Origin of the sequence: Pseudoxanthomonas composti (assembly GCF_004122095.1) — a bacterium.
In the GTDB taxonomy this organism is placed as follows: domain Bacteria; phylum Pseudomonadota; class Gammaproteobacteria; order Xanthomonadales; family Xanthomonadaceae; genus Pseudoxanthomonas_A; species Pseudoxanthomonas_A composti.
This window is the reverse complement of sequence record NZ_SAWZ01000001.1, coordinates 390,104-403,286: the sequence shown is the minus strand read 5'-3', so window position 1 is coordinate 403,286 and position 13,183 is coordinate 390,104. Positions and strand designations below refer to the sequence as shown.

Sequence of the window (13,183 nt, the reverse complement as noted above, 5' to 3'; positions counted from 1 at the left end):
CACTTTGGTCTAGTGCGGCGCTGCAACATCGATGGTCACAGCCACCGCGCGCGCTTGAACAGCCGGTGCAGGCCCACGCAGATGACAATCACGCCAGCAATCAGCACCCAGTAGCCATAGCGGGTCTGGGTTTCCGGCATGTGCGCGAAGTTCATGCCGTACCAGCTGGCGATCAGGGTCGGGGCGGCCAGCAGCGCCGCCCAGGCACCCAGGCGCTTGACCACCTCGCCCTGGGCCAGAGTCACCATCGACAGGTTGACGCTGAGCGCGGTGCCCAGCATGTCGCGCAGCGCGTCGATGGCGTCGTTGGTGCGCAGGGCGTGGTCGTGCACGTCGCGCAGGTAGGGGCGGATCGCCTCGGGCACCAGCGGGCTGCTGCCACGCACCAGCTGTAGCAGCACGTCCTGCAGCGGCCCCACGGCCAGGCGCATGTAGGTCAGTTCGCGCTTGAGGTCGTACAGGCGCGTGACCACGCTGCGCTTGTACTCGTCGGAAAAGATGTCCTTCTCCAGCCGGCTGAGCGTGTCGCGGAACTCCTGCATGATCGGCTGGTAGTTGTCGACGATGAAATCCAGCACCGCGTACAGCCCCACCGACGGACCTTCGGCCAGCATGCCGGGTTCGCGCTCCAGTCGTCGGCGCACCTCGGCATAGGACAAGGACGCGCCATGGCGCACGGTGATCAGGAAGCGCTGGCCGAGAAAGGCCTGGGTTTCGCCGTAGCGGATCTTCTCATCGACCACCTGGGCGGTATGAGCGGCCAGGAACAGCGCGTGGCCATAGGCCTCGACCTTGGGCCGCTGATGCGCCTTGCGCGCATCCTCGATGGCCAGCTCGTGCAGGTCGAACTCTTCCTGCAGCTTCTGCAGCACCGATTCTTCCGGCTCGTACAGGCCGACCCAGACGAAGCTGCCGTCTTCCACCGCCAGCACATCGCTGATCTCGTCCAGGGTCAGGTCGCGGACCTTGCCCTCAGCGTTGTACAGCGCGCAGTTGATGACACAGGTGGGTAAATCGACGCGGGGCGAGGCAGCTGCGGATGTCGTCATGCCGCGCATCCTGCGCCAGCCCCCGTGAACGGACAAGCGCGGCACGCCGGTGCGCGTCTGTAGCCAAGACAGTTCCAAGCCTCTTCGCCGACGCGCGAGGCGGTGAAGTCCTCCGGCGCGATGCGAAGGGTCGCGAAAAGCCGACTTCGCCAACCCGCCTGACCCTGAGCCGGAGATGGCTCCCAGGCTCGGTCAGCCATCCATGGCTGACTCGCCGGCGCAGGCCATCCCTGGCCTGCGTTTCGCTATCTCCGGCTCAGGGCCAGGCCCGCTGCGGTTGGCTTTGGGCTTCGGCAAACGAAGCGCTCGACCCTGGTGCGTGCAACGGCCGGCCGGCTGGCTGGCGGGCGGTGGTCACGGGAGGTCAGGCAGGACGCCGCGGGCGCAACAGTGCGTGGAGCAAATTGTCTTCGTCAGAATCGAGCCGCTCCCACAGCATGCTTCGACGCGGTCAACGCCAGCCCGACCATCGCCATCGCACGATTGCGATACGCACGCGCCTCGCGTTTCTCCATCCCTGCCGGCAGGAGAGCCGGTCTTAACTCGCGCCGACCCGCGCCTTGCCTCGCCCGAAGACATAGGCCAAGGCCAGGTGGATCGGCAGCAGCAGCGCGACCCAGGCGCGGTTGTCCTGGAAGCCGAACGGAAACCAGTGCAGCACCCAGGCGATCAACCCACTCAGGGCGACGATGCCAAGCGTGGCCCGCCACCAGCCGGCCGCAGCCCGGCCGCGCAGCGGTGCGATGGCGCCCACCAGCAGGGCAAGGCACAGCGGATTGAGCAGCAACAGGTTGCGATTGGCCCAGGCGGCCTGGTGCTCGGTGATGCCCCACAGATACAGCAGCGTCAGTCCGCCCAGCCCGCACAGCAGCCACAGCGGCAGGGCCAGCGCGAGCACCGCGCGCGGGGTCTTGCGCGCCAGCAGCACCAGCGCCAGGGCCACGCCCACGCCCGCCAGCAGCCACGGCCACCAGGGGCGCGCGGCCTCCGGCGGCTCCGGTGCGATGCGATGTGGCAGCACCTGCTCGGTGCGGCTGACCAGCGGCGTGCCATCGGGCAGCTTGGCCTCGGCCAGCATCGCCGCCAGCCGCATCGGCACGAAGCCCTCGTCCCAGCGCGACAGCGGCCTGTCGGCATAGGGCCCGAGCCCGAGGTCGAAGCCGACCCACATCCACAGCGCCGGCGAGGCAAGGCGCACCGACTCGGTGCGATAGGTGTTCCCGCGCGAGCGCCCGGCGAACTGGCGCTTGAGCGCACCGCCCATGGCCGCATCCAGGGTGTCGCGCACCTGGGTGGCGCAGTTGTTGGTGAAGTATTCGTAGCGGTAGCGCGCCTGGTCCGGCTGCGCCCGGCGAGCCAGCGTCTCGGCCAGCGCCTGTGCCTGTGCAGGCGGCAAGTTGAGCCACTGGATGCTCACCCCGCGGCCTTCGGCCTGGTAGTTGGCCAGGTCCCGCTCCAGCGGCAGCGCCACCAGGTAATACATCATCACGCCACGGGCGAAGTTGGCGTTGAAGTCCGGCTCGGTCGGGTCGAAGAAGCCGAAGTTGTACGAGGTGGCGCGCCCGCTGAGCGGGTCCTGCACGACGATGGCGTCATGCCCGAAGCGTTCGAAGAACACCTCGCCCGGCTGCATCGTTGCCACGCCGATGCGCGGGGCGGCGCTAGCGCCGGGAATGCCCAGCACCATCCCCACGGACAGCAGGCATAGCCCCAGCAGGCTCAGCGCGATCGATCGCACGGACATGGGTCGCCCTCAGGCTTCGGGCAGGATGCCGACGTGGAAGGCGTGCACGCGACGTCCATCGGCCTTGGCCACGCGGAAAGCGAAACGGCCCAGCGTCAGCTCCTCGCCGGTCTCGGGCAGATGGCCGATGGCCGAAGTCACCAGACCGCCAACGGTGTCGTACTCGTCGTCTGGGAAGTCCGCGCCGAAGCGCTCGTTGAAATCCCCGATCGGCGTCAGCGCATCGACCACGTACTGGCCATCGGCCTGGGCCGAGATCAGCAGCGCCTCGTCCTCGGCGTCGTCGTGCTCATCGTCGATGTCGCCGACGATCTGCTCCAGCACGTCCTCGATGGTGACCAGCCCGGCCACGCCGCCGTACTCGTCCACCACCAGCGCCATGTGATTGCGAGAGAGCCGGAACTCCTTCAGCAGCACGTTGAGCTTCTTGGATTCGGGGATCAGCACGGCCGGGCGCAGCAGCTCGCGCACGGTGGTGCCGCCGCGGTCGGAGACCACCCCGCGCAGCAGGTCCTTGGCCAGCAGGATGCCCAGGATCTCGTCGCGGTTCTCGCCATGGACCGGGAAGCGGGAGTGCCCGGACTCGACCACCTGGTCGAGCAGGGCGCCCAGCTCGCCTTCGACAGGCAGGGAGACCATCTGCGAGCGCGAGATCATCACATCGCCCACGGTCAGCTCGGCCACCGACATGGCCCCTTCCATCATCTTCAAGGTGTCGGCGGCCAGCACGCCGTTGCTCTGGGCGTCGCGCAGCAGCGCGACGAGGTCCTCGCGGGATTCGGGCTCGCCGGAGAATGCGTGGCTCAGGCGTTCGAGCCAACCGCGTCGTTTTTCGGGAAGCTCCGGCGAGGAGCGACTGTCATCTTCGGACATCAATGTCTTCACGCCCCTGGGAGGAGGGACGAGCCCTGGCAGTCTAGCAGAAGCCCCGGCGGCGCCAGCCAGGGCGGCGGCGGGGCTAGCGGGCGTCCACGGTCGGGGCGGTGGGGGTCGGCGGTTCCGGACCCTCGGTATCCAGGTTGTAGGTGCAGCCGACCAGGGTCTTGCCCGGGTGCGACCCGACGTTGGACACGTTGAGGATGATGGACTGGATCAGCGTGGCGCCGGTTTTCTCATCGAAGGTCTGGGTGCTGCGCACTTCCTTGCCGAAGATCGCCTTGTCCGGCGTGTCGATCCCGGTCTCCAGCTGCAGTTCCCGGGCCAGCGGGCGCGGGTCGGGAACGTCGACGATGGCCATGATGTTGTCGCTGTAGAAGGCGATCTGGTCGGTGGCGTGGCCGAACACGCGGATCGGGCTGGCCAGCTTGAACTCGCGCATGAACATGTTCTTCTGCGGCAGCGGCTGCCAGCCCAGGGCGGCGGCCTGCGCCGGGTCCTTGGCCATCGGCTCGGCCGACAGGAAGTCGGAGATCTCCGCCCGGCATTCGATCAGCGCGGCCAGGTCGGGGCCGGCCGCAGGCGGCGCGGCCGCCGCCAGCGGGGCGGCCAGGGCCGCGGTCAGCAGCAGGGATCGGCGCGCGATACGCATCAGCGCTCTCCCGCGTAGGGGTCGGCGATGCCCAGCTCGGCCAGGATCTCGCGTTCGAGCTGCTCCATCGCCTCGGCATCCTTGTCGTCCTCGTGGTCCCAGCCCAGCAGGTGCAAGGTGCCGTGCACGGTCAGGTGCGCGTAGTGGGCGGCCAGCGGCTTGCCCTGTTCCTTGGCCTCCCGGGCCACGACCGGCGCGCAGATCACCAGATCGCCCAGCAGGGGCATGGTGACCCCCGGCGGCAGCTTGATGTCCTCGTCCAACTCGCCGGGAAAGGACAGCACATTGGTCGCGTAGTCCTTGCCACGATAGTGCCGGTTCAACGACTGCCCTTCCTTGGCATCGACGATGCGGATGGCCAGGTCGGCTTCGCGGATGCGCCCTTTCAGCGCCGCGGCGACCCACTTGCGGAAGCTCACCGCCGCAGGCAGGCCAGTGCGCGGCAGCGCGTAGCTGACGGCGACTTCGAGATGGACAGGACCTTGGGTCATGGCGATGCGGGCGTGACGTGGGCTGGGCGCATTATGCGCCCGCCTGCCGAAGGCGGCGACGAACCCATTCGCCTCAGTGACGGGCGCCCACGGCGCTCACGCATCGCGCGCTGCGCGAGCATCCGGGCGGGTCGGTCCATCGACACGCGCCCCGGGAGGCGATTCAGTTCGAAGGGCCGCTGGCCTCGTTGCGCTCGTCGCGCGCGTCGTAGGCCCGCACGATGCGCGCCACCAGCGGGTGGCGCACCACGTCGCGGCTGTTGAAGAAGGTGAAAGACACGCCCTCCACGTCGCCCAGCACCTCGATGGCGTCCTTCAACCCGGACTTCTGGTGCTTGGGCAGGTCGATCTGCGTCATGTCGCCAGTCACCACCGCGGTGCTGCCGTAGCCGATACGGGTCAGGAACATCTTCATCTGCTCGATGCTGGTGTTCTGCGCCTCGTCCAGGATCACGAAAGCGTCATTGAGCGTGCGGCCACGCATATAGGCCAGCGGGGCGATCTCGATGACGTTCTTCTCCAGCAGCTTGACCACCTTTTCCACGCCCATCATTTCGTACAGCGCGTCGTACAGGGGACGCAGGTAGGGGTCGACCTTCTGGGTCAGGTCGCCCGGCAGGAAGCCGAGCTTCTCGCCGGCTTCCACCGCCGGGCGTACCAGGATCAGCCGCTGCACGCGCGACTCGTTCAGCGCGTCCACCGCCATGGCCACGGCCAGGTAGGTCTTGCCGGTGCCGGCCGGGCCGATGCCGAAGTTGATGTCATGGGTGGCGATGGCATGCAGGTAGGCGGCCTGGTTCGGGCCGCGCCCGCGCAGGGTGCCGCGCTTGACCCGCACCGTGACTTCCTGCGCCTCGTAGCCGCCTGCGGCGATGTGATCCACGTTGGCTTCGTTAAGCCGCAGGTGGATGGCGTCGGCATCGAACACCTCCGTGGCTGCCTCCGCGTACAGGGCGCGCAACAATTGCTCGGCCGCCGCCATGGCCTTGTCCGTGCCTTCCACGCGGAAGACGTTGCCGCGGTTGGAAATCTGCACGCCCAGCTTGAGCTCGATCTGGCGCAGGTGGGCGTCGAACGGCCCGGCCAGGTTGGCCAGCTGCTCGGTGTCGTAGGGGTCCAGGGTGAAGTCGCGGTAGGGCATGTTCATAGGGGCGCAAGCGTAGCGCGAAGCCACGCAAGCCGGCGTCATGGATTGCGGGGGCGGGCGTGTCGCAGCGTCTCGGGCGCCCACGCTCACGAACTCCGGCCTGTGCGTGCCGTCGACCGCCGCGCGGCGGCCCGTCGAGCGGGAAGCGCCGCGCCAGACCGCGGTCGCTCAGGCCGCGGCGTCGTCCTGCAGCGCCACGCGTGCGCGCAGCGAGTTGGTCATCGCCTCGGTGATCACCACATCCACGAACTGGCCGATCAGGCGCGGATGGCCGGGGAAGTTCACCGAGCGCATGTTCTCGGTCTTGCCGGTCAGCTCGTTGGGGTTCTTGCGCGAGGGCCCTTCCACCAGCACCGTCTGGGTGGTGCCGACCATCTTCTGCGAGATCTCCGCGGCGAACTGGTTGATACGCGCCTGCAGGCGCGACAGGCGCGCGTGCTTGTCCGCCTCGCTGGTGGTGTCCTCCAGGTCGGCCGCCGGCGTGCCTGGGCGGCGCGAGTAGATGAAGGAAAAACTCTGATCGAAGCCCACGTCCTCGATCAGCTTCATGGTCTTCTCGAAGTCCGCCTCAGTCTCGCCGGGAAAGCCGACGATGAAGTCCGAGCTGATCGAGATGTCCGGCCGCACCGCGCGCAGCTTGCGGATCTTGGACTTGAACTCCAGCGCGGTGTAGCCGCGCTTCATCGCGCTGAGGATGCGGTCGCTGCCGGCCTGCACCGGCAGGTGCAGGAAGTTCGCCAGCTGCGGCACGTCGCGATAGGCATCGACCAGCGAGTCGGAGAACTCCAGCGGGTGCGAGGTGGTGAAGCGGATGCGGCCCACGCCCTCGATCTGCGCGATCGTGCGGATCAGCATGCCCAGGTCCGCGACTTCGCCCTCCTCGCCGTACGGGCCGCGATAGGCATTGACGTTCTGGCCCAGCAGATTGATCTCGCGCACGCCCTGGGACGCCAGCTGCGCCACTTCCACTAGCACATCCTCGAACGGGCGGCTGACTTCGGTGCCGCGGGTGTAGGGCACCACGCAGAAACTGCAGTACTTGCTGCAGCCTTCCATGATCGAGACGAAAGCCGAGGGACCTTCGGCGCGCGGCTGCGGCAGCGCGTCGAACTTCTCGATCTCCGGGAAGCTGATGTCCACCTGCGGCTTGTTCTGCTCGCGGCGGGCGCGGATCAGCTCGGGCAGGCGGTGCAGCGTCTGCGGGCCGAACACCAGGTCCACGTAGGGCGCGCGCTTGACGATGGCTTCGCCCTCCTGCGAGGCCACGCAGCCGCCCACGCCGATCAATACCTGGCGCCCGCCGGTCTTGAACTCCTTCCAGCGGCCGAGCTGGCTGAAGACCTTCTCCTGCGCCTTCTCGCGAATGGAGCAGGTGTTGACCAGGATGACGTCGGCCTCCTCGGGCTTGTCGGTCAGCTCCAGGCCCTCGGCCTGGGCAAGCACGTCGGCCATCTTGGCCGAGTCGTACTCGTTCATCTGGCACCCGTGGGTCTTGATGTAGAGCTTGCCGCGCACCTGGGCCGGCTTGTGGGCCAGGCCGGGCAGGGGCACGAGGGTGGAATCGCCCGCGAGGGGCGTGGTGACGTCTGGCGTCCCGGTCATGGTGCTTAATCCAGTCGGGTGGCGGGAAAGCCGGCTAGTTTACCGGCTTCTTCCGCCGTGTTCCCCTGGTCCTAGCCGCCGGCGCGGGCCGCGTCGAGCTGGCGGGCGCGTTCGAACGCCGGCCGCGTGGTGACCCGCTGCAGGTAGCGGGCGATCTCCGGCGTGGCCTGCACCAGGCCGAAGCCGACCAGCCAGCCCAGTGCGCTGCCCCACAGCACGTCGGCCACGGTGAAGCGCTCGCCCAGCAGGTAGTCGCCCGCAGCCAGCTGGTCCTGCACCACCTGCATCACCGTGTCGGCATCGACGAAAGGCGACATGCCGCGCGGGGCAGGCTCGCGCTTGAGCGCCTTGTCGATCAGCGCCGGCTCGAAGCACGAGCCGTGGAAGGCCAGCCAGCGCAGGTAGGGCCCGCGCAGCGGGTCGCCGATCGCCGGGGCCAGGCCCGCATCGGCGTACAGATCGCCCAGGTAGATGAAGATCGCCACCTGCTCGGTCACCAGCGCGCCCTGGTGCAGGATCGCCGGGACCTTGCCCATCGGGTTGACCGCCAGGTAGTCGGGCTTGAGGTTGTCGCCGGCCTTCAGGTCCAGCAGCTTCACCTCGTAGTCCGCGCCCAGTTCCTCCAGCAGGGTGAGCACCCCGGAAGCGCGCGAGGGGATGGCGTGGAACAGGGTGATGTGGCGGTCGGACATGGGCGTGCTCCCTTGGAAAGTGGCGCCATCCTAGGGATCATTGCGGACGCAAACTGTCCGCGAGAACGCCTGTGCGCCATACCGCCGCCCGCCTGCTGCGCCTGATCGCCCTGTTGCAGGCCCGGCGGTTCTGGCCGGGCGCCGAGCTGGCCGAGCGGATGGGCGTGGACCGGCGCAGCATCCGCCGCGATGTCGAGCGCTTGCGTCAGCTCGGCTATCCCATCCAGTCCTCCTCCGGCACCGGCGGCGGCTACCGGATGGGGGCCAACGCGCCGGCGCTTCCGCTGTTGTTCGAGGAGGAGGAGGCCGTGACCATGGCGGTGGCCTTGCGCGCGGCAGCGGCCAGCGTCGGTGGAATCGAGGACACCGCCGAGCGCCTGTTGGGCAAGCTCGACCCGCTGGTGCCGACCCGGTTGCGCCGCCAGAGCGGTCAGGTGCATGCGGCCACCGCCTCGCTGTCCGATCCGCCGCCGACCGATGCCCGCCTGCTGGGGCAGCTGGCCCAGGCCTGCCGCGGGGCTGGCCGGCTCGTGTTCGCGTATCGCAGCTTCGCCGGCCACGGCAGCGAGCGCCGGGTCGATGCCCACCACCTGGTCAACGATGGCCGCCGCTGGTACCTGCTGGCCTTCGATCTCGATCGCGCCGACTGGCGCACCTTCCGCGTCGACCGGATCCAGGGCCTGAGGCCGCAGCCGGGGCAGGGCATCCGCCGCCCCACGCCGGAATCGCCAGAGGCGATGGTGCGGCGCGCGGTGAGCCAGTCCCCCTTCGAGCATCGCCTGGTGGTGCGGCTGGCCGGCACCCTGGCGCAGGTGCGCGCCAGCATTCCCGGCTGGTGTGGCGTGCCCGAGCCCGAAAGCGCCAGCCATTGCCTGCTGACCCTCAGCGCCGACTCGCCGGCCCTGCTGGCCAGCCTGATGTTGACCCTGGAGGTCGACTTCGACCTGGTCCGGGCCTCAAGCCCGACGTTGCTTGCGCAGATGCGGGCCAGCCTGGACACGCTGCAGGCACGGCTGGGCCGGGACCTGCAGCCCGAAACGCACGCATCTGGCTGATCTGGCCGGATTTTTGCTTGGAATCCTTCGACGAAGCTGGGAGACTCGCGCCGATGAAGGGGGTGCTGCGACTGGGGATGATCGCCGCTGCACTGGTCGCACTGCCGGCCAGTGCCGGCACGCTGTACAAGTGCGTGGGTGGCGATGGCATCACCAGCTATGTGAGCAAACGCCCGTCCGGGGCCCGCTGCGAGATCGTCAGCCGCTATACGCCCGGCCCGCGCCGCGCCGCGCCGGTGGTCGCCGCGCCGCGCCCAGTCCCCGCGCTGGAGCCGGCGGCCAAGGCTGCCGAGCAAGTGCCCAGGGCCGTGCCGGCGGCGCTGTCGGCCGCCGCCGGCAGCCAGCCGGACGCACTGCCCAGGCCCACTGCCGCGCCCCAGCGCGTGGTCAGCGGCCAGGTCTATTCCTACGTCAAGGACGGCGTGCGCCACTACACCAGCGTGCGCCCGGCCGGCGTGGCCCTGGCCAATGTCCGCACCATCAAGTACAGCTTCATCGAGCGCTGCTACGCCTGCGGCAACCCGGGCGTGAACTTCGGCCAGGTGCGCTTGAACACCGCCAGCTACCAGGCCGAGATCGCCGCGGCGGCGCGCGAGTACGGCGTGGACGAGGCCATCGTGCGCGCCATCATCCATGCCGAGTCGGCGTACAACCCGCTGGCCCTGTCGCGTGCCGGCGCCCAGGGCTTGATGCAGCTGATGCCGGCCACCGCGCGCCGCTTCGGCGTGAGCGATTCCTACGACGCCAGCCAGAACATCCGCGGCGGCGTGCAGTACCTGGCCTGGCTGCTCAAGCGCTTCAACGGCAACCTGACCCTGGCCGCGGCCGGCTACAACGCGGGCGAGGGCGCGGTGGACAAGCACGGCGGCGTGCCGCCCTACAGCGAGACCCAGCGCTACGTGCAGCGGGTCGGTCTGCTGGCCGATCGCTACCGCTCGGCTGTTGCAGCGCAGTAAGCCTAAATCGCTCTCTGATGCGAAAGTCCAGTTTGTCGGCGTCGTAAAGCTTCCCTTACACTCCGGCAACTTCGCGGCATTCGTACCCCACACGTTTGCCCGGCAGCCTGTCAGCTACCCACAGTCACACCGCGGAGGGGCCGGATGGCCATAGATGGGTTCAACGGGCCTGTGGATACAGGTCGACGTAGATTTCTCACGGCTACCACCGCCGTGGTGGGCGCCGTGGGCGCCGGCATCACCGCAATTCCCTTCATCAAGTCGTGGAATCCGAGCACCCGGGCCAAGCTGGCCGGCGCACCGGTCACCGCCGACATCAGCGCCCTGCAGGAAGGCCAGCGCCTGATCCTGGAATGGCGCGGCCAGCCCATCTGGATCGTCAAGCGTTCCAAGGCCATCCTGGACGCGCTGCCCACGCTGGACGATCGCCTGCGCGATCCCAAGTCCGAGAGCGTGGACCAGCAGCCCAAGTACGTGCTGGACAAGAATCCCGAGCTGCGCTCGATCAAGCCCGACGTCTCGGTGCTGGTCGGCCTGTGCACCCATCTGGGCTGCTCGCCGGAGATGGTCGCCGAGATCCGCCCCGAGCCCTACGACCCACAGTGGAAGGGCGGCTACTTCTGCCCCTGCCACAAGTCGCGCTTCGACATGGCCGGGCGCGTGTTCGAGGGCGTGCCGGCCCCACTGAACCTGCTGGTGCCCCCTCACCACTATCAGGATGACAACACCATCGTGATCGGCGTCGATCCGGAAGGGGCTGCCTGATGGCGAACATCTTGATGCGGACCGCGGGCAACGTGGCCGATTGGGTCAACGCGCGCGCGCCTGGGCTGATGCCCATGTACCGCAAGCACATGACCGAGTACTACGCGCCGAAGAACTTCAACTTCTGGTACTACTTCGGCTCGCTGGCGCTGCTGATCCTGGTCAACCAGATCGTCACCGGCATCTTCCTGACGATGCACTACAAGACCAGCGCGGCCGAGGCCTTCGCCTCGGTCGAGTACATCATGCGCGACGTCGAGTGGGGCTGGCTGATCCGGTACATGCACTCCACCGGCGCCTCGCTGTTCTTCATCGTCGTCTACCTGCACATGTTCCGCGGCCTGCTCTACGGCAGCTACCAGCGTCCGCGCGAGCTGGTGTGGATTCTCGGCATGCTGATCTACCTGGTGCTGATGGCCGAAGCCTTCATGGGCTACGTGCTGCCCTGGGGCCAGATGTCCTTCTGGGGCGCCAAGGTGATCATCTCGCTGTTCGGCGCCATCCCGGTCATCGGCAACGGCCTGACCGAGTGGATCATGGGCGACTACCTGCCCGGCGATGCCACGCTCAACCGCTTCTTCGCCCTGCACGTGATCGCCCTGCCGCTGGTGCTGTTGCTGCTGGTGGTGCTGCACCTGGGCGCGCTGCACGAGGTGGGTTCCAACAACCCCGACGGCATCGATACCAAGCATGGCCCCAAGGGCAATGCCTGGAGCAAGTCCGCGCCGGTGGACACCATTCCCTTCCATCCGTACTACACGGTGAAGGATCTGGTGGGCGTCGGCTTCCTGCTGATCATCGCGGCCTTCATCATCTTCTTTGCCCCCGGCTTCGGCGGCTGGTTCCTGGAACACGACAACTTCACCGAGGCCAACCGCCTGGTCACCCCCGAGCACATCAAGCCGGTGTGGTACTACACGCCGTACTACGCGATGTTGCGCGTGGTGCCGGACAAGCTGGGCGGGGTGATGGTGATGTTCGGCGCGATCATCATCCTGTTCTTCGTGCCGTGGCTGGACCGGGCCAAGGTCAAGTCCTATCGCTATCGCGGCTGGCTGTCCAAGGGACTGCTGTTCGGCTTCGCCATCGCCTTCATCTGGCTGGGCAAGATCGGTGCCGGCCCGGGCACCGAGGTGATGGAGACCTACATCGGCCGTGTGCTGACGCTGTACTACTTCCTGTTCTTCCTGACCATGCCGCTATGGACGCGGATCGACAAGACCCGGCCGGTGCCGGATCGGGTGGCCGCCCATGACTAAGCGCTGGAGGATGCCGATGAGCTGGGGCAGGAAGCTCGTGGTGGTGCTGGCGCTGGCCTTGGCTGGTAGCGCGCAGGCGGCCGAGGGTGGGGCGGCGTTGCAGCAGGCGGGCAACGACCTGGGCGATAGGGCCTCGCTGCAGCGGGGCGCGCAGTTGTTCATGAACAACTGCTCCGGCTGCCACTCGCTCAAGTATCTGCGTTACTCGCGCATGGCCAGCGACCTGGGCCTGAGCGAGGAAGAGGTCATGACCAACCTCAACTTCAACGGCGCGGCCATCGGCGAGCAGATCCATTCGGCGATGCCGCCCGCGGCGGGGGAGCAGTGGTTCGGCAAGGCGCCGCCGGACCTGAGCCTGATCGCCCGCGTGCGCGGGACCGACTGGCTGTATACCTACCTCAAGTCGTTCTACCTGGACCAGAGTCGTCCGCTGGGCTGGAACAACCGCCTGTTCCCCAATGCCTCCATGCCCAATCCGCTGTGGGAGCTACAGGGCCTGCAGCAGGCCAAGCTGGGCAAGAAGAACGAACTGGGCGAACAGCCGGTGGAGGGCCTGGAGATCAAGGTGCCGGGCCGGCAGACCGCTGCCGAGTTCGACCAGACCGTGCGCGACATCACCAACTTCCTGGAATACGCCGGCGAGCCTGCCGCGCTGAAGCGCCAGAGCATGGGCGTCTGGGTGGTGTTGTTCCTGGTGCTCTTGACCTTCCTGGCGTATTTGCTCAAAAAGGAATATTGGAAGGACGTTCACTGAACCGGTACCCCCGTGCCGGTTCTGCCCCGGGAGGGAGCTCCGGGGTCGCCGACACCGAAGTCTGCGGCCGTGGAGGGCCGGCCCCAGGGCCCGTGACGACCGTCGGCACAGGGCCGGCGGCGTCGGTACGACCGGCGGATT

13 protein-coding genes are annotated in these 13,183 nt (G+C 68.0%); 5 read left to right on the top strand and 8 right to left on the bottom strand.

The window, feature by feature from the left end; translation table 11 throughout:
- Nucleotides 1-35: 35 nt before the first annotated feature.
- The 8 genes from EPA99_RS01675 to EPA99_RS01640 all read right to left on the bottom strand — a co-directional run bounded on the left by EPA99_RS01675 (nt 36) and on the right by EPA99_RS01640 (nt 8,253).
- Nucleotides 36-1,058 carry a magnesium and cobalt transport protein CorA gene (locus EPA99_RS01675; RefSeq protein WP_129469445.1) on the bottom strand — a complete coding sequence of 341 codons (1,023 nt, stop codon included), beginning with the start codon at nt 1,056-1,058 and terminating at the stop codon, nt 36-38.
- Between the two features lie 529 nt (nt 1,059-1,587).
- Nucleotides 1,588-2,793, bottom strand: coding sequence for a lipoprotein N-acyltransferase Lnb domain-containing protein (locus tag EPA99_RS01670; RefSeq protein ID WP_129469444.1), 1,206 nt, complete (start codon nt 2,791-2,793; stop codon nt 1,588-1,590).
- 9 nt (nt 2,794-2,802) lie between these two features.
- Nucleotides 2,803-3,666: a CorC family transporter gene (locus EPA99_RS01665; protein WP_129469443.1), complete on the bottom strand. Its 864-nt coding sequence runs from the start codon at nt 3,664-3,666 to the stop codon at nt 2,803-2,805.
- An 85-nt stretch (nt 3,667-3,751) separates the two neighbouring features.
- A complete protein-coding gene (locus EPA99_RS01660) occupies nt 3,752-4,321 on the bottom strand; it encodes a hypothetical protein (RefSeq protein WP_129469442.1) in 570 nt (189 codons plus the stop codon).
- Nucleotides 4,321-4,812 (bottom strand): rRNA maturation RNase YbeY, encoded by a 492-nt coding sequence (gene ybeY, locus EPA99_RS01655; protein WP_129469441.1) that lies wholly within the window; start codon nt 4,810-4,812, stop codon nt 4,321-4,323. The genes EPA99_RS01660 and ybeY overlap by 1 nt, the downstream gene beginning before the upstream one ends.
- A gap of 163 nt (nt 4,813-4,975) precedes the next feature.
- On the bottom strand, nt 4,976-5,959 hold the full coding sequence (locus EPA99_RS01650) for a PhoH family protein (protein WP_129469440.1): 984 nt from the start codon (nt 5,957-5,959) through the stop codon (nt 4,976-4,978).
- Nucleotides 5,960-6,127: 168 nt separating this feature from the next.
- Entirely contained in the window at nt 6,128-7,561 is a 1,434-nt protein-coding gene (gene miaB, locus EPA99_RS01645) for a tRNA (N6-isopentenyl adenosine(37)-C2)-methylthiotransferase MiaB (protein ID WP_129469439.1), read from the bottom strand.
- Nucleotides 7,562-7,632: 71 nt separating this feature from the next.
- Nucleotides 7,633-8,253 (bottom strand): glutathione S-transferase family protein, encoded by a 621-nt coding sequence (locus EPA99_RS01640; RefSeq protein ID WP_129469438.1) that lies wholly within the window; start codon nt 8,251-8,253, stop codon nt 7,633-7,635.
- 71 nt (nt 8,254-8,324) lie between these two features.
- Between EPA99_RS01640 and EPA99_RS01635 the strand changes: the two genes are divergently transcribed.
- The 5 genes from EPA99_RS01635 (at nt 8,325) to EPA99_RS01615 (ending at nt 13,042) form a co-directional block, all read left to right on the top strand.
- Nucleotides 8,325-9,308 (top strand): helix-turn-helix transcriptional regulator, encoded by a 984-nt coding sequence (locus EPA99_RS01635; protein WP_129469437.1) that lies wholly within the window; start codon nt 8,325-8,327, stop codon nt 9,306-9,308.
- Nucleotides 9,309-9,361: 53 nt separating this feature from the next.
- Nucleotides 9,362-10,264 (top strand): lytic transglycosylase domain-containing protein, encoded by a 903-nt coding sequence (locus EPA99_RS01630; protein WP_129469436.1) that lies wholly within the window; start codon nt 9,362-9,364, stop codon nt 10,262-10,264.
- Between the two features lie 144 nt (nt 10,265-10,408).
- Nucleotides 10,409-11,029 carry a ubiquinol-cytochrome c reductase iron-sulfur subunit gene (gene petA, locus EPA99_RS01625; protein WP_129469435.1) on the top strand — a complete coding sequence of 207 codons (621 nt, stop codon included), beginning with the start codon at nt 10,409-10,411 and terminating at the stop codon, nt 11,027-11,029.
- Nucleotides 11,029-12,288: a cytochrome b gene (locus tag EPA99_RS01620; protein WP_129469434.1), complete on the top strand. Its 1,260-nt coding sequence runs from the start codon at nt 11,029-11,031 to the stop codon at nt 12,286-12,288. Before petA ends, EPA99_RS01620 begins: the two co-directional genes overlap by 1 nt.
- A gap of 16 nt (nt 12,289-12,304) precedes the next feature.
- Nucleotides 12,305-13,042, top strand: a complete 738-nt coding sequence (locus EPA99_RS01615; protein ID WP_241688221.1) for a cytochrome c1 — start codon at nt 12,305-12,307, stop codon at nt 13,040-13,042.
- Nucleotides 13,043-13,183 lie beyond the last annotated feature (141 nt).